Annotated in this window: 21 protein-coding genes; 14 read left to right on the forward strand and 7 right to left on the reverse strand. The window is 63.1% G+C overall.

What is annotated here, in order from left to right; genetic code table 11:
* The first annotated feature begins 11 nt into the window (after positions 1 to 11).
* Positions 12 to 1,040, forward strand: coding sequence for an SIS domain-containing protein (locus Mame_RS06110; RefSeq protein ID WP_026173534.1), 1,029 nt, complete (start codon positions 12 to 14; stop codon positions 1,038 to 1,040).
* 2 nt (positions 1,041 to 1,042) lie between these two features.
* A complete protein-coding gene (gene nagA / locus Mame_RS06115; protein ID WP_018065145.1) occupies positions 1,043 to 2,197 on the forward strand; it encodes an N-acetylglucosamine-6-phosphate deacetylase in 1,155 nt (384 codons plus the stop codon).
* Between the two features lie 13 nt (positions 2,198 to 2,210).
* Here nagA and Mame_RS06120 read toward each other — a convergent pair whose 3' ends face one another.
* Positions 2,211 to 4,019, reverse strand: coding sequence for a monovalent cation:proton antiporter-2 (CPA2) family protein (locus Mame_RS06120; RefSeq protein ID WP_018065146.1), 1,809 nt, complete (start codon positions 4,017 to 4,019; stop codon positions 2,211 to 2,213).
* 102 nt (positions 4,020 to 4,121) lie between these two features.
* On the opposite strand from Mame_RS06120, the gene Mame_RS06125 reads away from it, so the two are divergent.
* The 7 genes from Mame_RS06125 to ppa all read left to right on the forward strand — a co-directional run bounded on the left by Mame_RS06125 (position 4,122) and on the right by ppa (position 10,772).
* On the forward strand, positions 4,122 to 5,468 hold the full coding sequence (locus Mame_RS06125; RefSeq protein ID WP_018065147.1) for a TldD/PmbA family protein: 1,347 nt from the start codon (positions 4,122 to 4,124) through the stop codon (positions 5,466 to 5,468).
* An 8-nt stretch (positions 5,469 to 5,476) separates the two neighbouring features.
* Entirely contained in the window at positions 5,477 to 6,289 is an 813-nt protein-coding gene (locus Mame_RS06130) for a 3'(2'),5'-bisphosphate nucleotidase CysQ (protein WP_018065148.1), read from the forward strand.
* 73 nt (positions 6,290 to 6,362) lie between these two features.
* Entirely contained in the window at positions 6,363 to 6,596 is a 234-nt protein-coding gene (locus Mame_RS06135; protein ID WP_018065149.1) for a DUF4170 domain-containing protein, read from the forward strand.
* A 313-nt stretch (positions 6,597 to 6,909) separates the two neighbouring features.
* Positions 6,910 to 8,301, forward strand: coding sequence for a lipid IV(A) 3-deoxy-D-manno-octulosonic acid transferase (waaA, locus tag Mame_RS06140; protein ID WP_079920707.1), 1,392 nt, complete (start codon positions 6,910 to 6,912; stop codon positions 8,299 to 8,301).
* Between the two features lie 175 nt (positions 8,302 to 8,476).
* Entirely contained in the window at positions 8,477 to 9,517 is a 1,041-nt protein-coding gene (lpxK, locus tag Mame_RS06145) for a tetraacyldisaccharide 4'-kinase (RefSeq protein ID WP_018065151.1), read from the forward strand.
* Positions 9,518 to 9,616: 99 nt separating this feature from the next.
* Complete coding sequence (locus Mame_RS06150; protein ID WP_026173535.1) at positions 9,617 to 10,123, forward strand: GNAT family N-acetyltransferase; 507 nt, start codon at positions 9,617 to 9,619, stop codon at positions 10,121 to 10,123.
* A gap of 112 nt (positions 10,124 to 10,235) precedes the next feature.
* Complete coding sequence (gene ppa, locus Mame_RS06155; RefSeq protein ID WP_018065153.1) at positions 10,236 to 10,772, forward strand: inorganic diphosphatase; 537 nt, start codon at positions 10,236 to 10,238, stop codon at positions 10,770 to 10,772.
* Positions 10,773 to 11,078: 306 nt separating this feature from the next.
* Here ppa and Mame_RS06160 read toward each other — a convergent pair whose 3' ends face one another.
* From Mame_RS06160 to Mame_RS06180, 5 genes are all read right to left on the reverse strand, one after another.
* The gene (locus tag Mame_RS06160) at positions 11,079 to 12,524 is read right to left on the reverse strand and encodes a homospermidine synthase (RefSeq protein ID WP_018065154.1); all 1,446 of its coding nucleotides are present in this window, start codon (positions 12,522 to 12,524) and stop codon (positions 11,079 to 11,081) included.
* 194 nt (positions 12,525 to 12,718) lie between these two features.
* Positions 12,719 to 13,621, reverse strand: a complete 903-nt coding sequence (locus tag Mame_RS06165; protein WP_018065155.1) for a heme-dependent oxidative N-demethylase family protein — start codon at positions 13,619 to 13,621, stop codon at positions 12,719 to 12,721.
* Positions 13,611 to 13,901 (reverse strand): YciI family protein, encoded by a 291-nt coding sequence (locus Mame_RS06170; protein WP_018065156.1) that lies wholly within the window; start codon positions 13,899 to 13,901, stop codon positions 13,611 to 13,613. Before Mame_RS06170 ends, Mame_RS06165 begins: the two co-directional genes overlap by 11 nt.
* Positions 13,902 to 13,908: 7 nt before the next feature.
* Complete coding sequence (locus Mame_RS06175; protein ID WP_018065157.1) at positions 13,909 to 15,057, reverse strand: aminodeoxychorismate synthase component I; 1,149 nt, start codon at positions 15,055 to 15,057, stop codon at positions 13,909 to 13,911.
* A gap of 1 nt (position 15,058) precedes the next feature.
* Positions 15,059 to 16,900 (reverse strand): M3 family oligoendopeptidase, encoded by a 1,842-nt coding sequence (locus tag Mame_RS06180; protein WP_018065158.1) that lies wholly within the window; start codon positions 16,898 to 16,900, stop codon positions 15,059 to 15,061.
* A 428-nt stretch (positions 16,901 to 17,328) separates the two neighbouring features.
* Between Mame_RS06180 and Mame_RS06185 the strand changes: the two genes are divergently transcribed.
* A complete protein-coding gene (locus Mame_RS06185; protein WP_412768649.1) occupies positions 17,329 to 18,942 on the forward strand; it encodes a peptidoglycan L,D-endopeptidase MepK in 1,614 nt (537 codons plus the stop codon).
* Positions 18,943 to 19,003: 61 nt separating this feature from the next.
* The gene (locus tag Mame_RS06190) at positions 19,004 to 19,258 is read left to right on the forward strand and encodes an ArsR/SmtB family transcription factor (RefSeq protein WP_018065161.1); all 255 of its coding nucleotides are present in this window, start codon (positions 19,004 to 19,006) and stop codon (positions 19,256 to 19,258) included.
* A 28-nt stretch (positions 19,259 to 19,286) separates the two neighbouring features.
* On the opposite strand, the gene Mame_RS06195 is transcribed toward Mame_RS06190, so the two are convergent.
* Positions 19,287 to 20,309, reverse strand: coding sequence for a LacI family DNA-binding transcriptional regulator (locus Mame_RS06195; protein ID WP_026173536.1), 1,023 nt, complete (start codon positions 20,307 to 20,309; stop codon positions 19,287 to 19,289).
* Between the two features lie 431 nt (positions 20,310 to 20,740).
* On the opposite strand from Mame_RS06195, the gene Mame_RS06200 reads away from it, so the two are divergent.
* The 3 genes from Mame_RS06200 to Mame_RS06210 all read left to right on the forward strand — a co-directional run bounded on the left by Mame_RS06200 (position 20,741) and on the right by Mame_RS06210 (position 24,507).
* Positions 20,741 to 22,099 (forward strand): ABC transporter substrate-binding protein, encoded by a 1,359-nt coding sequence (locus Mame_RS06200; RefSeq protein ID WP_018065163.1) that lies wholly within the window; start codon positions 20,741 to 20,743, stop codon positions 22,097 to 22,099.
* Positions 22,100 to 22,353: 254 nt separating this feature from the next.
* Positions 22,354 to 23,364 carry a carbohydrate ABC transporter permease gene (locus Mame_RS06205; protein ID WP_018065164.1) on the forward strand — a complete coding sequence of 337 codons (1,011 nt, stop codon included), beginning with the start codon at positions 22,354 to 22,356 and terminating at the stop codon, positions 23,362 to 23,364.
* Positions 23,365 to 24,507 (forward strand): carbohydrate ABC transporter permease, encoded by a 1,143-nt coding sequence (locus tag Mame_RS06210; RefSeq protein ID WP_018065165.1) that lies wholly within the window; start codon positions 23,365 to 23,367, stop codon positions 24,505 to 24,507.
* Positions 24,508 to 24,516: the final 9 nt, after the last annotated feature.

Consider the following 24,516-nt stretch of genomic DNA (forward strand, 5'->3'; position numbering starts at 1 on the left):
AAGATGAGAGCATGACCGACATCACCAATATGCGCCGCGAAATCGACGAGATACCCGAAGCCGCCGCCCGGCTGCTCGATGGCCAGAGCGCGGCGCTTGCGGCGGCCGGCCGGGCGCTTGCCGAAAAGGACCCCGCCGTGGTGGTCACCATCGCGCGCGGCTCGTCCGATCACGCATCGCTGTTTCTGAAATACGCGATCGAGCTGACGGTTGGCATTCCGGTCGCCTCCCTCGGTCCCTCGCTCGCCTCGATCTACGGGGCGAAGCTGCGGATGAACAAGGCCGCCGCGATTTCGGTTTCGCAGTCCGGCAAGAGCCCGGATATCGTGGCGCTCGCAAAGGCCGCGCGCGATGGCGGCGCGCTGTCGCTTGCGCTCGTCAACACCATTGCCTCGCCGCTGGCGGAGATGGCCGATCAACCGATCGATATCGCGGCCGGCCCTGAAAAGGCGGTGGCGGCGACCAAGTCCTACGTCAATTCGATCGTGGCCGGCCTTGCCGTGCTTGCCGAATGGTCCGGCGATGCGGCGCTCAAGGCGGCGCTTGCCAAACTGCCCGACGATCTTGCAAAGGCGCTTGCCTGCGACTGGTCGGCGCTGATCGCGCCGCTGAAGGATGCCCAGTCGCTTTATGTGCTGGGACGCGGTCCGAGCTTTGCGATCGCCAGCGAAGCCTCGCTGAAATGCAAGGAAACCTCGGAACTGCATGCCGAGGCCTATTCCTCGGCGGAGGTGATGCACGGCCCGGTGTCGCTGGTCGAGCCGCGCTTCCCGGTGATCGCGTTTGCCGCCCGCGACAAGGCGGAGGACAGTGTCGTCAAGATTGCCTCCGGCATGGCGAAGAAGGGCGCGTCGGTATTCCTGTCGTCGGAACGCGGCGAGGGCACGGTGTTGCTGCCGCATGTCGCGACCGGCCATCCGCTGACGGATGCGCTGGCGCTGATCGTGCCCTATTACAGCGTGATCGAGAAACTGTCGCGCGCCCGCGGCTTCAACCCGGATGCGCCGGCGGCGCTCAACAAGGTGACGGAGACCGAATAATCATGAAGAAGGCGATAAGCGGCGCGCGGATATTCGACGGCGAAAGCCTGCTGGAAGGCCGGGCGCTGGTGTTTTCCTCAGCCGGCATCGAGGCGATCTTCTCGGCGCGCCATATTCCCGACGAATGCGAGATCATCCCGGCGGACGGGCGGATTCTGGCCCCGGGCCTCATCGATCTCCAGGTCAATGGCGGCGGCGGACTGCTGTTCAACAATGCGCCGGATCTTGATGGGCTGCGCACCATCTGCGCCGCCCAGATCCGCTCCGGCGTCACCGCGCTCTTGCCGACGCTGATTACCGACCGGCCCGATGTAGTGCGTGCGGCGGTCGAGGCCGGCAAGGCCGCCTGGGAGGCGGGCATTCCGGGCTATCTCGGCCTGCATCTGGAAGGCCCGCATCTGTCGCTGGCCAGAAAAGGCACGCATGATCCGGCGCTGATCCGGCCGATGGAAGCGGAGGATTGCGACTTTCTCGTCGAAAATGCCGGCAGTTTCGGCGTCGGACTGCTGACAATCGCGCCTGAAAATGTCACCCGCCAGCAGGTCGCGCGTCTCAGCAAGGCCGGCTATATCGTCAGCCTCGGCCACACCGATGCCGCCTGCGTGGTGGCGCGGGAATACCGGTTTGCAGGTGCCACGATGGCGACGCATCTGTTCAACGCGATGAGCCCGCTCAGCCATCGCGAACCGGGCATGGTCGGCGCGGTGCTCGGCGATGGCGGGTTTTCCTGCGGCTTGATCGCCGATGGCTATCATGTCGACTCGGTGGCGATGGGGATCGCGCTGAGGGCAAAGGCCGGGCCTGGGAAAATATTCCTGGTATCCGACGCGATGTCGGTCACTGGAACGGACCTTCAGAGTTTCGAGCTCAACGGCCGCACGATCTATCGCAAGGATGGCCGCCTGACGCTTGCCGACGGCACGCTTGCCGGGGCCGATACAGACCTGCTGACTTGCGTGAAGAATGTCCGCGACATGCTGGGCCTGCCGCTGGAGGAGGCGCTCAGAATGGCATCGCTCTATCCGGCCGAGGCCGTGGGTGCGCGGTCCAAGGGGCGGCTGAAACCGGGCGCGGACGCCGACTTCGTGCTGCTTTCCCAGGACCTCGCGCTTGCCGCGAGCTATATCGCCGGGGAGCGCGTCTTCAGCGCCGATTGAAGGCCTGGCGACCTTACGCCATGTCCTTGCCGGTTACCTTCACCGTGGGGTCGATCTGTCGGCGCTTCGGCCGCATCAGCGGTTCGGGGCTGACGGGGTGGGTGTGGAGCATGTCGGCGCCGGCCATGATGCCCTCGACCGCCTGGATCTCCAGCCGCTTGGCATCGCGCTTGCGGATATCGTCGGTGATCGCGATCGCCTCTTCCTCGCTGGTGCCGAGCGCCACCAGCGTCTCGCGGCCGAAGACGAGGCCGGATTCCAGCGTTTCGCGCAATTCGTATTCGACGCCCCGTTGTCTGAGCGCCAGCGTGTGGCTGCGGTCATAGGAGCGGGCATAGATGTGGGCGCGCGGGAAATTCTCCTGCACCACGTCGATCACCCGATCGGTGATCTCACGCTTCTGGGTGCAGACCGCGACGATCTTGGCCTTTTCGATGCCTGCCGCGATCAGCACGTCCTTGCGGGTGCCGTCGCCGAAATAGATGTGAAAGCCGAAGGCCGAGGCCTGCCGGATTCGATCGGCGGAGAAATCGATGATCGTCACGTCGCGGCCGCTGGCGAGCAGGATCTGCGCGGCAATCTGGCCGAAGCGCGAGAAACCGATCATCAGCACGTCCGCGCCGGCGCCGTCGAAATCCTCCTCCATCTCCTCATGGGTCTCGCGCCGGGCGTAGAACCGCTCGGCGAGGCGAACGGTCAGCGGGGTCGCCACCATCGAGACCGTCACGATCGCGATCAGCAGCGAGGCGGTGGCGTTGGAGAAGATGCCGGCGGCAGCCGCCGTCGAGAACATCACGAAGCCGAATTCGCCGCCCTGCGGCAGAAGCGCAGCGATCCGGACGGCGTCCTCGTGGGGCGAACCGGTCAGGCGACACAGCCCGTAGATGACGGCGGCCTTGACGACGAGCAGCACCGGCACGGCGACGAGGATCAGGCCGATATTCTCGTAGACCACGGAAAGTTCGAGCGACAGGCCGACCGCGATGAAGAAGATCGCGAGAAAAACGCCGCGAAACGGCTCGATATCGGCCTCGAGTTCATGGCGGTAGGAGGATTCGGCGAGCATCACGCCGGCGAGAAACGCGCCCATGGCCATCGACAGCCCGACCATCTGCATCACCATCGCAGCGCCGATGACGATGAACAGCGCGGCCACGATCATCACCTCGCGCGCGCCTGTGGCGGCGATGATCTGGAACACCGGCGTCAGCACATAGCGCCCGGCGGCGATCATCAGCACCACGACAAGGGCGGCCAGTCCGGCATTCATCAGCATGTCCGAGGTGCTCGCTTCCTCCACGCCGCCGCCGAGAATGCTGGCGAGCGCCAGAAGCGGCACGATCGCGATATCCTGGAACAGCAGCATCGAGAACGAGCGCTGGCCGTAGCGGGTGTTGACGTCGCCATTGTCATCGAGGATCTGCATGGCGAAGGCGGTGGATGACAGCGCCAGGCCGAAGCCGGCGATCACCGCGGCCTGCCAGTTTCCGAGCCCGCCGAATTTGGCAAGCGGCACCAGCACCGCGCCGGTGACCAGAACCTGGGCAAGGCCAAGACCGAAAATGTCCTTGCGCATTGTCCAGAGCCGGGCCGGCTTCAGTTCAAGCCCGATCATGAACAGCAGGAACACGATCCCGAGTTCGGCGACGTGCAGCACCTCCTCGCCATTGCTGATTCTTTGAAGCACCGGACCGATCACGATCCCGCCCGCCAGGTAGCCGAGAACCGTGCCGAGGCCGAGCCGCTTGAAAAGCGGCGCTGCGATGGCCGCGGCCCCCAGCATCCACACGGTTTCGGTAAAAAGGCTCTGGGTCGTTGCCATAAAAAGGGTCCTGGATGCAAGAAAAGGGGAGGGCCGGGGGAACGGCACTTGATGCGCAATGAAGTGAACAATAAATGAGGGCGCAAGGAAAGGCCAAATGCCATGTCATCATCAAGGGTTCCCGATCAATTGATCGACACCGCGTCGAAGATTCTCGCCGTCGCGAAGAAGAAGGGCGCGGATGCCGCCGATGTCGTCGTCTCGCAGGGCGCCTCGCACGGCATCTCGGTGCGCGACGGAAAGCGCGAAAACGCCAAGGCCTCCGAAAACAGGGGTTTCTCGCTGCGCGTGTTCCGCGGCGCGAAGGTCGCAAGCGTCTCCACCAATGACGACAGCGATATCGACACGCTGGTCGAGCGCGCCCTCGCCATGGCCGCCGTCTCGCCCGAAGATCCTTATGCCAGCCTTGCCGACAGCGCCCGGCTTGCCCGCGAAGCCCCTGACCTCGATCTTTACGACGAGACAGAGGTTTCGCCCGAGGCGCTCGCCGAGCGCGCGCTTGCGGCCGAGGCGGCAGCGCTTGACGTAAAGGGCGTCACCAGGAGCTCGGGCGCCGGGGCCTCGCGCGGCGAGGTCGGTTTCGTGCTGGTGACCTCCGACGGCTTTTCGGGCGGCTACCGCCGTTCCTATTCCTCCGTCTCGGTCTCCGTCGTGGCGGGCGAGGGGGCCGGCATGCAGCGCGATCACGATTACGACGCGCGCGCCCATGACGGCGATCTCGATCCGCCGGCAGAGATCGGCCGTAAGGCCGGCGAACGGGCCGCAGCCCGGCTCTCGCCGCGCCAGGTGCCGACGCGTCGCAACGCCGCGGTGATCTTCGAGCCGCGTCTTGCCGCAAGCATGATCGGCAGTCTCGCCGGCGCGATTACGGGGTCTTCCGTCGCGCGCAAGACCAGCTTTCTCAGAGATAAGCTCGGCAAGCCGGTTTTGAAGGCCGGGCTCAACCTGATTGACGATCCGGCGATCCGCCGCGGCGCCGGCTCCCAGCCCTTCGATGGCGAAGGCGTTTTGAGCGAACGGCTGGTCATGGTCGAGGACGGCGTGCTGCGGCAATGGTTCCTGTCGACCGCGCTCGGCCGGGAACTCGGCTTCGAGACCAATGGCCGCGGCACCCGCTCCGGCAATTCGCTGTCCGCCGCGCCGACCAACCTGGTACTCGAGCCCGGCCCGAAGACGCCCGCCGAACTGATGGCCGACATCGGAACCGGGCTCTATGTCACGGAACTGATCGGCCATGGCGTCAACATGGTGACCGGCGAATATTCGCGCGGGGCGAGCGGGTTCTGGATCGAGAATGGCGAGATCGCCTATCCGGTGTCTCAGATGACCATTGCCGGCAATCTGAAGGACATGTTCATGGCGATGACGCCGGCCAGCGATATCGACCGCCGGTTCTCGATTGCCACCCCCAGCATTCTCGTCGAGGGCGTCACCCTCGCCGGCTCGTGAGGTCCGCCGTGGCCGAGCCGTTGGTTGCCGATATCCAGGCCGATCTGGCGCTGATTACCGATGCGGCGCGCGAGGCGGGTGCGGTCGCGCTCTCCCATTTCGGCCAGAACCCCGAGGTCTGGTGGAAGAACTCCGGTCAGTCGCCGGTCAGCGCCGCCGATTTCGCCGCCAATGAGTGCCTGGAGGATCTGCTGCTGAGGGCGCGGCCGGATTATAGCTGGCTTTCGGAGGAAAGCGGCGACGACTTCGCCCGGCTGGAAGCCGATGCCACCTTCGTGGTCGACCCGATCGATGGCACGCGCGGTTTTCTCAAGGGGAAGAAGAACTGGATGGTCAGCGTGGCGGTGGTGCGCGGTGGCCGCCCGGTGGCCGGCGTCCTCGTCGCGCCGGCGCTTGACGAGGTGTTTACCGCCGCCCTCGGCGGTCCGGCGCTGAAAAACGGTCTTCCGATTGCGGCCTCAACGCTGCGCGGCGAAACCGGAAACCTGGAGCTTTGCCTGCCGGCGGCGATGCTCGATGGCTTCAGCCCGCCCTTTCGCGCGCGCATAAGCAAGGCCGCGCATATTCCTTCGCTCGCCTACAGGCTGGCTTCGGTGGCCGATGGCCGTCTTGATGCCACACTTGTGAGGCCTAACTCACACGATTGGGATCTGGCCGCCGCCGATATCATCCTTGCCGCAGCCGGCGCGTCGCTGGTGGATGACGCGGGGCGGCCGTTGACCTATAATCGCCGCGCGCTGCGCCACGGGACGCTTTTTGCGGGCAATCCGGCGCTGGTCGGGACGCTGATGCGCGAATTCGCGCCGCCGCCGGTCATGTGACCCGTCACTTGACAAAAACGGCCAAACCCGAGACACGCTATGGCGGGAGGCAATGAGCAAAGAGAGATATGAAATGGCTGATACGGTTGAAAACAAGCAACTCCTGCATCTGGTCTTCGGCGGCGAGCTCGAGAGCCTGAAGGGCGTGAAGTTCACCGATCTGGACGCGCTTGATATCGTCGGTATCTACCCCAATTACGCCAGCGCCCATGCAGCCTGGAAGTCCAAGGCGCAGCAGACCGTCGACAACGCCCATATGCGCTACTTCATCGTCCATCTGCACCGGCTTCTCGACCCGGAATCGTGAGTATTGCGTTTTCATGGCTCCGGACGCAGTATAGGCGACTGCTTTAGCCTCCAGAGCGCTTTCGCCAGACGGCGCTCCTGCAACTGCTTTGTGGCGTGAAATTAAGCAGTTGCTTTAAAATAAAGCAGATGAAGTCTTTATAAGAAGAAAAAAAGAACTTCGTTCCGGGTCAGCCTGAAGACGTTTGATAGAATATTTAGGACGTGGTTCTTCCTGTTCCTAAATGTTATTTTCTGAAGTAGGATGATTCGCGCAATGGTGGTGGGTGCGGCCGCTGATCCGATGCACGAGAACGGGGTAAACGGACAAGGGAATGGTATCACGCATTTCTATTTGGTTGGCCCGCAACACGTACCGACTCGGCGGGATTCTCGGCTATCCGCTGTTACGGCCGATCCTCTATCATCGCGTCCGGCGCGGCAAGGAGGACAGGGCGCGTCTGGGGGAGCGTCTCGGCCGCTCCAACCGGGAGAGACCGGAAGGTCCGCTCGTCTGGATACACGCAGCAAGCGTGGGCGAAACGCTCGCCGTCACCTCGGTCGTCCAGAATATTCATGAATTCGGCATCTCCGTTCTGCTGACAACCGGCACGGTGACATCCGCGCGCCTGGCGGCGGAGCGCTTCGGGGATACGGTCATTCATCAATACGTACCGCTGGATGCGCTGCCAGCGGTAACACGCTTTCTTGATCATTGGCGTCCTGACCTCGCCATCAATGTTGAAACCGAGGTCTGGCCGGTCACGATCGCGGAGCTCGCCAAACGCAAGATCGCGCAGGTTGTGGTCAATGGCCGAATTTCGGATCGTTCATTCGACCGCTGGATGCAGCGCCGCGAACTTGCCCGCACCATGTTCTCGCGGTTTTCGCTGGTCATGGCGCAGACCGATCTTGACGCCGAGCGCTTCGCCGATCTCGGGGCGCTGCATGTCTCGGTCACCGGCAATCTCAAGGTCGACCGCAGCGCGCCACCCGCCGATGATGAGGCCCTGCAGGCGCTGAAGAACGCAATCGGCGCGCGCCCGGTGTGGGCGGCGATCTCGACCTTCGACGGCGAGGAAAAGAATGCCGCCGACGTGCATGCCGCGCTCAAGGAGAGCCATCCCGACCTTCTGACCGTCATCGTTCCCCGCCATCCCGATCGCGGCGATGCGCTTGCCGCCCAGTTTTCGGCCGACGGACTTTCGGTCAAGCGTCGCTCGCTCGGCGAAAGCCCCGACGCGGAGACCGATATCTATCTCGGCGACACGATCGGGGATATGGGGCTTTATCTCCGCCTCACCGATATCGCCTTTGTCGGTCGCTCGATGACGGCGCGCGGCGGGCAGAATCCACTGGAGCCTGCCATGCTCGGCACCGCGATCCTGACGGGCCAGCATGTTGACAATTTCCGCGATACCTATCGTCAGTTGCGCCAGCGCGGCGCGGTGCGCACCGTCGACAGTACGGAGGCTCTGCTGCAATCCGTCGATCTGCTGCTGCGGGACGAAGCCGCGCGCGAACACATGATCGCCGCCGGCTATGCCGGGGTGCGCGACATGCGCGGCGCGCTGATCCGCACCATGAAGGGGCTGGAGCGTTATCTCGCGCCGCTCATTCTCGAGGCCCGCTTCTCCGCGCGCCCCAAGTCCGTGCCCGAAAAGAAGCGGTTGCCGATCGTTCCGGAGCGGATGCCCGAGCAGAATCTACGCAAGGCGCTGCAGTAAAGGTTTCCCGGGGCCGAAACGGTCAGCAAGCGGTCTCGTCGCGCGCGGCGAAATCTTCGGGAAGGGGAGCGGCCCTTCACGGCGTTGTTTGTCTGGTCTATCTGTTGGTTGAACCGTAATGCGATTACCTGACGGAGCGCATTGCTCCGGGGTCTGACAGAGAGTTGTGCCCGATATGAAGAAAACGACACGGGCCTTCTGGTGGAAGCGCGGCCATCCCCTGAGCCTCCTTCTTCTTCCCGTCTCTTGGATTTACGCCGCTGTCGCCGGCCGCCGGATGAGGCAGGCGGCGGGCGCTCGCGTGGGCGTGCCGGTTCTGTGCGTCGGCAATTTCACCGTTGGCGGGACGGGCAAGACCCCGGTGGCCGAAGCGCTGGCGCGCGCGGCACGCAAAAGCGGTAAACGGCCAGGCTTTCTGCTGCGCGGCTATGGCGGGAAGGTCGAGGGCGCGGTGCTGGTCGATCCGCAGCGCCACGGCTTTCGCGATGTCGGCGACGAGGCGCTGATGCTGTCGCGGCTGGCGCCGGTCGCGGTCTCGCCAGCGCGGGTGGATGCGGCAGCGCTTCTGGAACAGGCGGGCGTCGATTTCATCATCATGGATGACGGGCTGCAGAGCGGGCGGCTGAAGCCCGATTTCGCCGTGGCCGTGGTCGATGCCAAGCGCGGCTTCGGCAATGGGCGCTGCCTGCCGGCCGGTCCGCTGCGCGCGCCACTTGCGGCGCAGTTTCCGAAGGTGGATGCCGTCCTGCTGAACGGCGCGGGCGGCGCGGAGGAACAGGTGCGCAACGCTGCCCGCAAAGCCCATCGCCAAGTCGAGGTTCTGCATCAGCGGCCGGTGCCGGGCGGCGAAGACCTTGGCGGCCGGGACGTGCTGGCCTATGCCGGCATCGGCGATCCGGAGAAGTTTTTCGCAACGCTGGAAGGCCTCGGCGCGCGGGTGCGCCGGGCCGTCGCCCTTGCCGATCACCAGCCGATATCGGAGGCATTGGCCCGCTCTCTGCTGGCCAATGCCGGGACCTTGCTGCCGGTCACGACCGCAAAGGACATGGCCCGGCTTCAGGGCGGCGGCGGGCCGGCGATATCCGCGTTGCGTGAGAACAGCCGTGTGGTGGAGATTACCGCCGTTTTCGACAACCCGGCCATGCCTGCCGGCATGATCATCGCCACGCTCGATGCCTTCCGCCGCCGCGTTGAAGCGGACCGACAAAAGCGGTGAGCCGCTCTGTCAGCAACCGGTAAATTAATTTTGATGGGCAATCGGCTCAGTTTGTCTTATCCTTGGGTCTTAACCGCAATGACATGCTGGTTGGAGACGATGAGGATACTATCCAGCGACGTGCGGCCCGCAGAGGCGGCCGACGCCGAGAAAATCGCAAGGGTGCATTGGCTGGCATGGCAGCAGGTCTATGCCGGCATCCTTCCTCACCGCGCGCTTCAGGACATGATTTCGGCCCGCAACATCGCGTGGTGGAAGAATGCCATCGCCAGCGAGGAGACGCTGCTGGTGCTGGAGGTGCAGGGCCAGCCGGTGGGCTATGCCAGCGTCGGCCTCAACCGCGTGAAGGCGCTGCCGCAGGAAGGCGAAATCTACGAGATCTATCTTCTGCCGGAATATCAGGGCCTTGGCTTCGGCCGGGTGCTGTTTGCCGAGGCGCGCCGGCTGCTCGCTTCGCTCGGCTGCAAGGGCACGATCTGCTGGTGTTTCGATGCGCTCGATCACGCCGGCACCTTCTTCACAGCTCTTGGCGGCAAGCCCTTCGCCTTTGCCGAGGAGGAGCATGGCGGCAAGGTGCTCGGCAAGGTTTCCTATATCTGGGAATAGTCATTCTTTCGCGGCCGCATCCCGATTGCCGCAACTCTTTCCGCGCGGTTGCTTTGTCGGGGCATTTTGGCTATCCAAGGCGGCGAATTCTTCCCCTTTTCTGGAGACCTAGATGCGTATTGAAGCGATTGCGATCGGCAAGAACCCGCCCGATGATATCAATGTTATTGTCGAAGTCCCGCTCGGCGGCCAGCCGATCAAATACGAGATGGACAAGGACGCCGGCGTTCTGGTCGTCGACCGCTTCCTCTACACGCCGATGATGTATCCCGGCAATTACGGCTTCGTGCCGCATACGCTCTCCGACGATGGCGATCCGATCGACGTGCTGATCTGCAATCACCGTCCGCTGATGCCGGGCTGCGTCATCAATGTCCGCCCGATCGGCGTGATGATGATGGAAGACAATTCCGGCAAGGATGAAAAGATCATCGCCGTTCCCTCGCGCGAACTCAGCGCCCGTTTCGACAAGGTCGAGAATTTCACCGACATTCCGGAAATCCAGCTCAAGCAGATCGAGCACTTCTTCGAGCACTACAAGGATCTGGAACCCGGCAAATGGGTCAAGATCTTCGGCTGGCACGATGCTACCGAAGCCAAAAAGCTGATCGTCGAGGCGATCGAGCGCGCGAAGTCGAAGAAGGGCTGAGGCATAGTCTGGCTGGTATGCTGGTGGCTCCTGCTGAGCCGGTAGCCATCAATCTCCCCCCTTGAGGGGGAGATGTCGCGAAAGCGACAGAGAGGGGTATCGGGCAGACGCCGCGAACTCCGAAACTGTCGAGAGGGTTCACCCCTCTCTGCCCCTGTCGGGGCATCTCCCCCTCAAGGGGGGAGATTGTGAGCTGCGGCGTTTCCGCCGGAGACAAAGCACGAATCTAAACCGGATATCGGCGCGGCGAGTGTGGCGCATGGGGCCGGGGCGGGCGGCAAGGCCGCTCCCAACCCCGGTTTTTCCTCAGAACTGAACCAGAATATTCTTGAACTGCCACGGGTCCTTCTCGTCCTTTTTCTCCGGGAAGAAGGTCTGGCGGCCGGTGAGCGGGGTCCAGTCGGTGTAGTGGCCTTCGACCGGGCCGAGATAGGGCATCTGGATCTCGAGGCAGCGGCGGTAGTCCATCTCGTCGGCCTCGACGATGCCGGCCTCTGGGTTTTCCAGCGCCCAGACCATGCCGGCGAGCACCGCGGAGGTCACCTGCAGCGCCGTGGCATTCTGGTAGGGCACCAGGTTGCGGGTCTCCTCCATCGAAAGCCTGGAGCCATACCAGTAGGCATTCTTGTCGTGGCCGTAGAGCAGCACGCCGAGCTCGTCGATGCCGGTCAGGATGTCGGCTTCCTCGAGAACGAGCATTTCCTTCTGCGGCGTGCCGCCATTGCCGAACATTTCGTCGAGGGAAAGCACGGCGACATCGGCCGGATGGTAGGCGTAGTGGCAGGTCGGACGATAGGTGACCTTGTCCTTGTCATTGCGGACGGTGAAGAAATCGGCAATCGAGATCGACTCGTTATGGGTGACGAGGAAGCCGTATTGCGGGCCGGGCGTCGGGCACCAGCTCCTGACCCTGGTATTGGCGCCGGGCTGTTCGAGATAGATCGCGGCCTTGCAGCCCTTTCTGTGCGTCCTGGCGTTTTTCGGCATCCATTTCTCATGGGTGCCCCAGCCGAGTTCGGCCGGCTGCATGCCCTCGGCGACGAAGCCTTCCACCGACCATGTGTTCCAGAACGCATTCTGCGGGCGCAGGAATTTCGAGCGCTGGGTATCGCGTTCGGCGATGTGGATGCCCTTGACGCCGGCTTCCTTCATCAGCGCCGCCCAGCCCTCGCGGTCGTCGGCGGCGGGTTCGGCGAAGCTCACGCCGGTCTCGCGGGCGACATCGACCAGCGCCTGCTTGACGAACCAGGACACCATGCCCGGATTGGCGCCGCAGCAGGAAACGGCGGTGGTGCCGCCGGGGTTCCTGCGCTTTTCCTTGCGCACGGTCTCGCGCAGCGCGTAATTGGTGCGCTCGGCATTGCCCTGGCTTTCGTCGAAGTAGAAGCCGAGCCAGGGCTCGATCACGGTGTCGATATAGAGCACGCCGAGCGAGCGGCAGAGCTTCATCAGGTCGAGCGAGGACGTGTCGACCGACAGGTTGACGCAGAAGCCCTGGCCTTCGCCCTCGGTCAGGAGCGGCTCCAGCAGTTCCTCGTAATTGTCCCTGGTCACCGCCGCGTGGATGAAGCGCACGCCGTGATTGGCGGCGAGATTGGCGTGGGCATCGCTCGGATCGATGATGACCATGCGCGACTTGTCGAACCGGAAATGCCTTTCGATCAGCGGCAATGCGCCGCGGCCGATGGACCCGAAGCCGATCATGACGATGGGGCCGGTGATTTCGGCGTGGATCGGGAATTCCTGCTGCATTTCCATGTCCTTCTTGTTTGTCTGGCGGGCGACCGGCGGTCATTTCCAGGCTTCGCGCCGACCGGTCTTCCGGTCGCGCTATAAAGCGGAATTGTGACGCGGCGATAATTGTTCCCGCGCGCAAAGCGAGATCACACCAACGCGTTCAAGTAAAGCGGATTTATGGCCGCAGTTCCAGTCGTCAATGCCGATCGTCAGCGCAAAAGCGTTTCGAGCCAGGCGATCAGCGCCGCGATATCGGCGTCAACCATGCCCTTGTAGGCGCGCTCGTCGGCGCTCAATCGCTGAAGCTGCGCGATCATCGCGGTCGCGATCGCCTTGCGCTCGGGATGGCGCAGAATGGCCTCGACGGGGTCCATGTAGATGCGGATGGTGAACAGGATCGCGCCCGTTTGCGGCAGGCGCGTCAGCGTCTGGCGCTCGACCCGCATGAAATTAGCGGCGATCGGCCGGATGGGGCGGAACGGGTCTTCCGGAAGATGCTTGGAAACCGGCATGGCCAGCGCATCGGCGCCCTTGAACGACCAGTTGAAGCGCTCGGCCGGCAGGCCGGGCTTGAGATTGTCGAAGATGCGGGCTACCAGCGCGGCGTTGCGGGTGCCCACTGAGAAGCCGGGCACGTCGGCATGCACCTCGTCCATCGGCCGGCCGGCCTTTTCGGCCAGCGACCAGGAGGAAGGAAAGGCGATGAAGCCCGCCGCCAGATGCCAGCGATCCTCGCGCTTGATCAGGATCGCGAGATCGTCCTCGATCAGCATGCCGGCGGTCACAAGCGGCGGAACGGCGGGATCGTCGAGCGCAACGGTGCGGTCGAGAAAGTGCAGCCTGTCGCCATCGCGCTGGTAGATATCGCCATGGCGCGTCTCCAGGTGCCCGGCGATCAGCGCAAGCGCCTCGCAGCCGGCATCGAGGCTGTCGTCATCGGCGCGGAAAACCTCGTTGCGGCGGGTCGCCAGAAGGCGATCCTTTTCGGCGAGATAGCGCGCGAGATCGTCGCCGGGCTCCAGCCATTTGTCGGGATCGAGCGCGGAAAGGCCGATCGAGAACGGCTTGTAGGCGCGGCCATAGGGCATCAGTCGCAGGTGCTCAGTCGCCATCCTTCAGGCCTTCAAGGGAGGGCAGCGTCCGGGTGAAATTCACTTCCGTCAGCTCGAAACTGGCGACGCCCTCGGAGACGAACGGGTCCTGCCGGCAGATTTCCTCGACCGCGGCCATCGTGCCGCGCGCCATGATCACACCGCCGGTGCGCGGCACCTTGCGGCCGGACGCGACGAAGGCGCCGGATTCATAATAGCTGTTCAGCCAGGCGATATGGCCGTCGAAGTACTTTTCGACTTCTTCCAGAGGCTGGATATAGGTGAGGGAAATCAGGATCATGGCAAACTCACTCGGCGGCAGCGCTAAAGGGCGCGGGGGCGGCGAAACGGGCTTTCAGCAGGGCTTCCTCATATTCGCCGGCCCCCGTTGAATCGAGCACGACGCCGCCGCCGACATTGAAAATCGCCCGCCCGTCATCGTAGAGGCTCACGGTGCGGATTGCCACATTGAACTGCATGGCCCCGTCCGGCGCGATATGGCCGATCGCCCCGCAATAGGCGCCGCGCTGGCTGCCCTCCAGCCGGTGCAGGATTTTCATCGCGGAAATCTTCGGCGCGCCGGTGATCGAGCCGCAGGGAAACAGCGCGCGGAAGATCGCCTCGATCGTGGTGTCCGGGTGAAGCCTGGCGCGCACCTTGCTCACCATCTGATGCAGTGTCGGATAGGTCTCGATCTCGAACAGCTTTGGCACGTGGACAGAGCCCGGCTCGGCGATCCGCGACATGTCGTTTCTGAGCAGGTCGACGATCATGCAGTTTTCGGCCAGCATCTTGTCGTCCTCGCCCATCGCCGCAATGATCGCCGCATCCTCCGCTGGAGTTCCGCCGCGCGGGGCGGTGCCCTTCATCGGATGGGTTTCGATCATGCCGTTGGCATCGGCGCGGAAGAACAGTTCCGGCGAGCGCGACAGGATGCGCGGGCCGGCGAGATCGACGAAGGTGGCATAGCGCACCGGTTGCTGTCGGGCGAGGCCGTGAAAGGCCGAGAGCGGATCGCCGCGCCAGCGCGCATGAACCGGAAAGGTCAGATTGCCCTGATAGCAATCGCCGGCCATCAGATGCGCATGCAGGCGCTCGAAACGAGGGCGATAATCCTCAAAGCTCCAGGCGGGCCGGATGTCCGTCAGGAAGCCGGTCTCTGGCTGGAGCGCCGGCGGGGCGGCCTGCTCCGGCGCGTCGAAGACGCCGAAGCAGAGAAACGGCAGGTCCGGGCTTTCCGGCGCAAGACTTGCAAGCGCCGGTTCGAGCAGAAAGCCCGCCTCGTAGGACATATAGCCCGCCAGAAAGCGGCCGGAGGCCCTGGCCGCCTCCATCCGTTGAAGTGCAGGAATAAAGTCCTCGGCGGTTTCGGCGACGATGATATCCTCGGGCGCGCGAAAGCTGAGCATCCGGCCCGAAAGATCGTCACAGAAAACGACCTGCTGCCCGCGCGTCATCTCACTCCAGCGCTTCGAGTTCGTCGATAAGCCCCTCGATCATCGACAGCCCCTTGCCCCAGAAGGCGGGGTCGGAGGCATCGAGACCGAACGGCTTCAGCAGTTCGGAATGATGCTTGGTGCCGCCGGCCGTCAGCATGTCGAAATACTTGTCCTGGAAGCCGGTTTCGGCGTTTTGGTAGACGGCGTAGAGCGAGTTCACCAGGCAATCGCCGAAGGCATAGGCATAGACGTAGAACGGCGAATGGATGAAGTGGGGCACATAGCTCCAATAGGTCTCGTAGCCATCGGCGAGCTTGATCGCGGGGCCGAGGCTTTCGCCCTGCACCGACATCCACATTTCGGAAATCTGATCCTCGGTCAGCTCGCCCTCGCGGCGCGCGGTGTGGACCTTGCGCTCGAACTGGTAGAAGGCGATCTGGCGCACGACCGTGTTGATCATGTCCTCCACCTTCTGCGCCAGCATCGCCTTGCGGGTCGCCTTGTCCGCAGTCTTTGCAAGCAGCGCCCGGAAGGTCAGCATTTCGCCGAAGACGGAGGCGGTTTCGGCGAGCGTCAGCGGCGTCGAGCACATCAGCGCGCCCTGCTTGGCGGCTAGCACCTGATGAACGCCGTGGCCCAGCTCATGGGCAAGCGTCATGACATCGCGCGGCTTGCCGAGATAGTTGACGAGCACATAGGGGTGCGCGGAGGGCACGGTCGGGTGGGCGAAAGCGCCGGTGCGCTTGCCGGGGCGGATCGGGGCGTCGATCCAGCGCTCGTCGAAGAAGCGCTGCGCGATGCCGCCCATTTCCGGCGAGAACGCGCCATAGGCGGAAAGCACGGTCTCGCGCGCCTCCTCCCACGGGATCACCCGTTCGGCGGTATCGGGCAGCGGCGCGTTGCGGTCCCAGTAGTTCATCTGGTCCATGCCGAGCCATTTCGCCTTCATCGCGTAATAGCGGTGGGACAGGCGCGGATAGGCCTCGCGTACCGCTTCCGTCAGCGCATCCACCACCTCGCGCTCGACGCGATTGGAAAGGTGGCGACTGTCGGCGATATCCTCGAAGGCGTGCCAGCGGCTGTTGATCTCGGTATCCTTGGCGACCGTGTTCATGATCAGCGAGAAGGTCGGCAGATTGTCCTTGAAGGTCGCGGCAAGCGCCTCGGCGGCCTTGCGGCGCACTGGTTCCTTGTTATCGGACAACAGGTTGAGCGCCTTTTCGATCGGCATTTCCTCACCGTCGACGGTGAAACGCATCCGGTCCATGGTCTGGTCGAACAGGCGGTTGAAGGCCTGGCTCCCGGTGGTCGACTTCTCCATGAAAAGCTGTTCGAGCCGGTCGTCGAGCTGATGCGGCTTTTCCTTGCGGAGATCAAGCACCCAGGGGCGGTAGCGGGCAAAGCGCGGATCGTTTGCAAGCGCCTGTTCGATCGCCTCCTCGGAAAGCCGGTTCAGTTCGAGCTCGAAGAAAAGGAGATCGGCATAGATTTCGGTGATCCGGGTCGAGGTGTCGCCATAAAGCTTGCGCAGCGCTGGGTCGGCCGCATTGGCATAATAGGAAAGGCCCGCGAACGAGCCGAGCCGGCCGAGCGTGTCGCCGATCGCCTCATAGGTTTCGGTCGCGGCCCCCAGACCGTCATCGCCGGATTTTTCGGCGGCCTCGGCCAGATGGCCCTTCCAGCGTTCGGAAAAAGCGCGGGCCTTTCTGGCGGCGTCATCGAAATCGCCGGCGAATTCGGGCGATGTCGCGCCCGGGTAGAGATGGGTCAGATCCCATTCGGGCAGGGCGCCAAGTTCCGGGCTTTCCGCCCTGCCGGCGGCGGCATCGGCGGGAAGGGAGGGGAAACGGGGATTGAACATGGGGCTGCCTTTCGTGATCTGTATGCCGCCTCAACATATGGTCCGCGCCCGCCACCCGCAACGCCGGAATTTGCGCCCTCTCGCCGCGGCGCGCGATGGGCGTGGCCGAGGAAGCCGAAAAACGGCCGCAGCGCCAAACAAATTTGATCTGCAACAATGGGTTAACCCTTATGTAAGCTTAATCTGATAGCAAGATGGTTGGAAATTAACGGAATGTTGCCTATAAAAGGCGACCTGAAATTGTGTCGGAAAATCGCCTCGTTTGCGCCGCATTGCGCCTTCAAAAAAGAGGTTCTAATCTCTTGTGTCGGCATGTGCCTTGCGCTCGGGGAAGCCTTCGGGACGTTCAGAGAATCCAGGGAGAGTCCGGTTTGACAATCCGTCCATATCGCGCGTTCTTGCGTCGGACATTTGCTGTACTGGCCGTACTGGCGGCGACGCTTTGCTTTTTCGGCGGCGTCGAGGCGCGTGCGGAAACCCGGACACTCAAGATCTATTACATTCATACCGGCGAGAAGGCCGAGATCACCTTCAAGCGCAATGGCCGCTACGACAAGAAGGGGCTTGAGCAGCTCAACTGGTTCCTGCGCGACTGGCGTCGCAAGGAGCCGACCACGATGAACCCTAAGCTGTTCGATCTGGTCTGGGAGGTCTATCAGCAGGTCGGCGCGACCGACTATATCAATGTCGTTTCGGCCTATCGTTCGCCTGAAACCAACGCGATGCTGCGCAGCACGAGTTCCGGGGTAGCCAAAAAATCGCAGCATATGCTTGGCAACGCGATGGACTTCTTCATTCCGGGCGTGCCGCTGGCCAAGCTGCGCGCAACCGCGATGAAAATGCAGCGCGGCGGGGTCGGCTACTATCCGAAATCCGGTTCTCCCTTCGTGCATCTCGACGTGGCGAGCGTGCGCGCCTGGCCGCGCATGAGCCGCAACCAGCTCGTGGCGCTGTTCCCTGAGGGGCATACCCTGCACCTGCCCGCAGACGGCAAGCCGCTGCCGGGTTACAATGAGGCGCTGGCCGAGTACAAGGCCAAGGGCGCGGTCGCGTCGTCGCAGCCCGTCCAGGTCGCAAGCGCGGATGACGGCGACGAGGATGAACGTCCCAACCTGCTCTCCATGCTGTTCGGCAAGAGGGACAAGGGCAGTGCCGAGCCGCCGACGCCGAGCCGCCCTTCCCGCCAGCAGGCTCAGCCGCAGCAGCGCCAGACCGAACCCGCGCAGCGTCCCGTCGATATCCTGACGGCGGCCGTTACCTTCGACAATCTCGATATTCCGCTCCCGCTCAGCAGGCCGAGCGCCGGCGAGGCCGATCTCGGCACGCCGCTTGCGACAGCGCTGGTCGATCCGACGCCGACAGCGGTCGAAACGGCCACCGATCCAGCCCTGGCTCTGGCCGCCGCCAGTGTGCCGCTGCCGCAGACGCGTCCGTCCGCCTTGGGTCCGGAAGAGGGCGTGTCCGTCGCCGATATTCTGGTCTCGGAGGCCGCCGATCCGGTCACGGCCGCGCCGGCAACGGAGGTTGCCGCCCTGCAGCAGGATGATCCTGCGTTCAACGACGATCGCTTCGGCCTGTTCGATGGCGAGGTGCCGGTGCCCAGCCCCCGGCTTGCCTATGCAGAAACCGGCGGAGCGGCGATGGGCGTCAACGCGGCGCCAACGCCAAGGCCGGCGCTTGCTGTGGTCGAGCCGGCCGCGCCGGTGAGCGACGCCCCGATCGACGCGGCCCGAACCGAGCTGGCCCGCAAGCTTTCGGCGATGGGCGAGACGACCGAACTCGCCTATAATGAAGATGCCGACTTCCGCGCGCTGTTCAGGCCGACGGCCGCGCGCATCAATGCCGCTGCTCCCGTATCCCCGCAAAAGGGCGGGCGTCCGGGCGATGCAATGCCGCAGACATCATCGAATGATAATATAACGCCGAAACTGGGTAATAATAATCAGGTTTCGACTGAGCCGACCCAGGTTTTAGTTGGCTCTAAAAATAAGGCGCAAGATAGCCAGACCGTCGTTCAGTATTTTGACTCCGCAAGGTTCTGATTCCATTGTTTTAAGAAATCGACTACTTGCCGGCCTACTGACTTTGACGTAATGTGCCGCGATGAGCAGATTTGACCCATTTGTCGCAATTGCGGACCCCAACCGGCGCCATCTTTTGATGGCGCTTCGTCGTGAACCCAAGACGGTGACCGAACTGTCTGAGGGGCTCCCCATCAGCAGGCCCGCTGTGTCGCAGCATCTGAAGGCGCTGCTGGACAGCGATCTGGTGCGGGTCACGCCCGTGGGCACAAAACGGTTCTATGCCATCAACCCCGAAGGGTTTGCCAGCCTCAACGCCTGGATACGCCAGTTCTGAGCGATACGGGCGGTGAGGGCTGCAGACATCAGTCCGGCGCGCGTCCGGTCGAGGACCGGACCACGAGTTCCGGCCGCCACAATTCGCCGAAATCATCCGTCTCCGTGCCGTTGATGCGTTTGATCAGCCGCTCGGCGATCCGTTTGCCGGCGGTACGCAGCGATGAGCGCGTGGTCGTCAGCGGCACGCTGAAGAGTTCCGGGCGCAGCAGTGGCAGGACATCGTCATAGGATATCAGCGAGATGTCCTCGCCGAGCGTCATGCCGGCGGCCTCGATCGCCCGCACGATGCCGAGCGCCTGTATCATGCTCGAGCAGACGATCGCGCTCGGCGTTTCGGCAAGCGCCAGAAACCGCTCGGCGGCGCGCTGCCCATCGGCCTCCGTCATCTGCGTCGACACGTGAAAGCGGGGTTCGAGCGCGAACCCGGCCTCGCGGCAGGCCTTGGCGACGCCATCGCGCCGCCTTATGGCAAAGCCGAAATTCTCGTCGCCATTGATGAGCGCGATGCGGCGGTGACCAAGCTGCAGCAGCAGCCGGGTCGCATCGTAAAATGCGGCCTCATTGTCGACATCGAGCGAGGGATAGGCATGCGGCGCATCGAAGAACCGGCCATGGACGATGAACGGCAGGCCGAAGGATTCCATCAAATCGATGCGCTGATCGTTCTCGCGGATATAGGCGAGGCACAACCCGTCGACATAGCCGCTGGTCGCAAGGCTTCGAAGCGCGGTGACCTCGTCGGCGGGGTCGGAGGGCATGACGACGAGGTGGAAATCCTCCGTCTGCGCCTGCTCGCCCAACCCGTTAAGAAATTCGCCGAAATGCAGATCCGAGATCACCTGGTCGCCGATCGGCATCAAGAGGCCGATCGAGCCGGCCTTGCCGGTCGCCAGCCGCTGGGCGGTCCGGTTCGGGCGGTAGCCGGTTTCGCGCGCGGCCTTCATCACGCGCTCGCGCGTGGCGGCGTTGACCTCCGGATAGCCATTCAGGGCGCGGCTGACCGTGGTCGGAGACAGGCCGAGCCGGGCCGATAATTGCTTCAGGTTCACATTCATCCTCCCACATGCCCGGCCCCTTTCGCCATGCGCCCTGCCGGCTTTGCGTTCACGCAGGCGGGCGCAGGGTTTGAGGACTTTTTCAATCCTGTCTTCGCGGCGGGCTGAGCCGGCGTGCCGGGCTTCATTGCAAATGCTTGATGCGGCTGCAACTTCCGGCTTCGTGTTTCCTTTCCGCTCTCCTCAAAGCGTTTTGGGGAAACTTGAAATTTATCAAAGCGATTGATGGGATTGTTTTCAAGCCGTCGTCAAGAAAATTATTCAAACCGAGACAAATCATCCAAAATTTCGCCTGTTTTTGACGCGGGGGGTTGACTCCTGACCCTTGCGCGAGAAATGGTTGAAGGTGTCAAAGCGCTTTGAATAAAGTGCCGAATGACAACCAAGGCCCGCGACAGGGCCCTATGTGATGGGAGGTAAATCACATGAACAGAGCTCTTCTGACCGGCGTTGCCACGCTGGCGCTTTTCGCCGGCGCGGCCAGCGCCGCCGATCTTAAATTCCCCGTTGGCGAGGATTCCCGCTTCAACTGGGACAGCTACAACCAGTTTGCCGAAGCCCATGGCGACATTTCGGACCAGACGCTGACGATCTTCGGTCCCTGGCTCGGCCCGGACAAGGATCTGGTCGAAAGCGTGATCGCCTATTTCGAGGAAGCCACCGGCGCCGATGTACAGTATTCCGGTTCGGACTCCTTCGAGCAGCAGATCGTGATCGACACCCAGGCCGGCAGCCCGCCGAACATCGCGGTGTTCCCGCAGCCGGGTCTTGCCGCCGATCTGGCCGCCAAGGGCCTGCTGACCAAGCTTCCGGCCGAAGTCGGCGAATTCCTCACCGAGAATTACGCCGCCGGCCAATCCTGGGTCGATCTGTCGAGCTATGCCGGCAAGGACGGCGAGAAGGCGCTTTATGCGTTTCCCTATAAGGCCGACGTGAAGTCGCTGGTCTGGTACGTGCCGGACAATTTCGACGATGCCGGCTATGAAGTGCCGGAAACCATGGAAGAGCTGAAGGCGCTGACCGAGCAGATCGTCGCCGATGGCGGCACGCCCTGGTGCATCGGTCTCGGTTCCGGCGGCGCCACCGGCTGGCCGGCCACCGACTGGGTCGAGGACATGGTTCTGCGCACGCAGCCGCCGGAAATCTACGACCAGTGGGTCACCAACGAAATTCCGTTCAACGATCCGCGCATCGTCAATGCGATCGATGAATTCGGCTGGTTCGCCAAGAACGACAAGTTCGTCGATGGCGGCGCTGCCGCCGTGGCGTCCACCGACTTCCGCGACAGCCCCAAGGGCCTCTTCTCGTCGCCGCCGAAGTGCTACATGCACAAGATGGCCTCGTTCATCCCGTCCTTCTTCCCGGAAGGCACCGAGCTTGGCCTGGATGCGGACTTCTTCTACTTCCCGGCCTATGAAGGCGAAGATCTCGGCAAGCCGGTTCTCGGCGCCGGCACACTGTTCGGCATCACCAAGGACAGCCCCGCGGCCCAGGCCTTCATCGAATTCCTGGAAACCCCGATCGCGCATGAAGTCTGGATGGCACAGTCCGGCTTCCTGACGCCGTTCACCGGCGTCAACCCGGAAGCCTATGCCAATGACGCGCTGCGCGGCCAGGGCGAGATCCTGACGGAAGCGACCACTTTCCGCTTCGACGGTTCCGACCTGATGCCGGGCAAGATCGGTGCGGGCGCGTTCTGGACCGGCATGATTGACTTCGTCGGTGGCCAGTCAGCCGAGCAGGCTGCCACGAAAATCCAGAACACCTGGGACTCGATCAAGTAACGGTCGAAATATCCATCAGGATTTGCAAAGATTGACCGGGCCGTTCGCGGCCCGGTCGCCCTGTCTGAGGCGTGCCTGGTTGCCAGATGGCGGCCGGTACGGCAGACTTCTGAAAGCGCGCTTCGCCAAGGGGGATTCCGGTCTTTGGAACGCGCGGCACAACAAAGGGGCCCGGCCATGAGCCGTGGCGGCCCGAAATAAGCTGAACGGCGCGGCGACCTGCCGATGCACAGCCGTTACGGGGAGTGAAAGGCGTGGAACAAATCATCAAAGCCTTGCTGGCCGTCGTCATAGGCGTGGCCGCCGCCATGATCTATTTTTATGGCACCAACAAGCTGCTCGACATCATCTTTCCGTCCGAGACGAAGGATCCGGCGCAGGGCGTGCGCAATCTGCGCATCTCCGGCATGATCCGCCCCTGGCTGTTCCTGCTGCCGGCGCTGTTGTCGCTCGGGATCTATCTGGTCTATCCGGTTTTCGCCTCGCTCTGGTATTCGGTGCATGGCCCTTCGGGCGACACCTATGTCGGGGCGGCGAACTATGTGTGGATGTTCAACGATTCCGAATTTCGGGAATCGATGTTCAACAACATGCTCTGGCTAATCTTCGTGCCGGCGCTTTCGACCTTTTTCGGCCTCATCATCGCCTGGCTGACCGACCGCATCTGGTGGGGTTCCTTCGCCAAGATGATGATCTTCATGCCGATGGCGATCTCGTTCGTCGGCGCCTCCGTCATCTGGAAGTTCGTCTATGACTATCGCGGCGACGGCGCCGACCAGATCGGCATCCTGAACGCGATCATCGTGGCCATGGGCGGCGAGCCGCATGTCTGGATCGCCATGCCGTTCTGGAACAATTTCTTCCTGATGATCATCCTGCTCTGGATCCAGACCGGGTTCGCCATGGTGCTGCTGTCGGCGGCGCTGCGCGGCATTCCGGAGGAAACCATCGAGGCGGCGGTGATCGATGGCGCCAACGGGTTGCAGATCTTCTTCAAGATCATGGTGCCGCAGATCTACAACACCATTGCCGTTGTCTGGACCACGATCACCATCATCGTGCTCAAGATCTTCGATATCGTTCTCGCGATGACCAACGGGCAGTGGAATACCCAGGTGCTCGCCAATCTCATGTTCGACTGGATGTTCAGGGGCGGGGGCGATTTCGGCCGCGGGGCCACGATCGCGATCGTCATCATGGTTCTGGTTATCCCGATCATGGTCTGGAATATCCGCAATTCGCGCAAAGAGATGGAGGGCCGGTAAATGCACTCGCACAAGAAATCGCCGCTGGTCTGGTTCTCCCACATCACCGTGCTTCTGCTGGTGATCCTGTGGACCATCCCGACCTTCGGCCTGCTGGTGACGTCGCTGCGCGACAAGGACCAGATCGTGGCCTCCGGCTGGTGGACGTCGCTTGCGACCTCCACGCAGAACCTGATCTACCGCGCGCCGGGCGCGGAGGGGCAGACTGAAGAGGGGGGACTCTACGTCATTACCGGCAATGCGCTCGACGGGGCCGGCGGCAAGGTTTCCCGCTTCGGCACGACGTCGCTCAGGCCCACGGAATTTGAGGCCGGCGAGACTGCGGACATGGGCGACGGTCAGGAACTCACCGTCGAATCCGATGGCGAATTCCGGATGACCTCGCCGGAGCCCTTCGGCAAGCGCGGCCAGCGCATTTTCGTGACGGCGAAGATACCGCCGCGCTTCACGCTTGAGAACTATCGCAATGTCCTGACCTCGGAAGGTATCGGTCAATCCTTCCTGAACTCGCTGACGGTCGCGATCCCGTCGACCATCATCCCGGTTCTGGTGGCGGCCTATGCGGCCTATGCGCTGTCGTGGATGAAGTTCCCGTTCCGCAACCTGCTGCTCGCCGTCATCGTCGGCCTGCTGGTGGTGCCGCTGCAGATGTCGCTGATCCCGCTTCTGAAGATGTATAACTGGATCGGCGATATATTCGGCGTGCCATCCAAGACCTATGTCGGGATATGGCTGGCGCATATGGGCTTCGGCCTGCCGCTCGCGATCTATCTGTTGCGCAATTATATCGCCGGCCTGCCGCGCGAAATCATGGAATCCGCCCGCGTCGACGGCGCCAACGACTTCATGATCTTCCGCAAGATCATCCTGCCGCTGTCCTACCCGGCGCTCGCCTCCTTCGCGATCTTCCAGTTCCTGTGGACATGGAACGACCTGCTGGTGGCGACCGTGTTCCTCGGCAATAGCGAGCAGACCATCGTGCTGACGGCGAGGCTGCGCGAACTGCTCGGATCGCGCGGCGGCAATTGGGAAATCCTGACGGCCTCCGCCTTCATCTCCATCATCGTGCCGCTCATCGTGTTCTTCGCGCTGCAACGCTATCTGGTGCGCGGCCTGCTGGCGGGCTCGGTCAAGGGCGGCTGATGCCGCCTT

Source organism: Martelella mediterranea DSM 17316 (assembly GCF_002043005.1).
Classification (GTDB): domain Bacteria; phylum Pseudomonadota; class Alphaproteobacteria; order Rhizobiales; family Rhizobiaceae; genus Martelella; species Martelella mediterranea.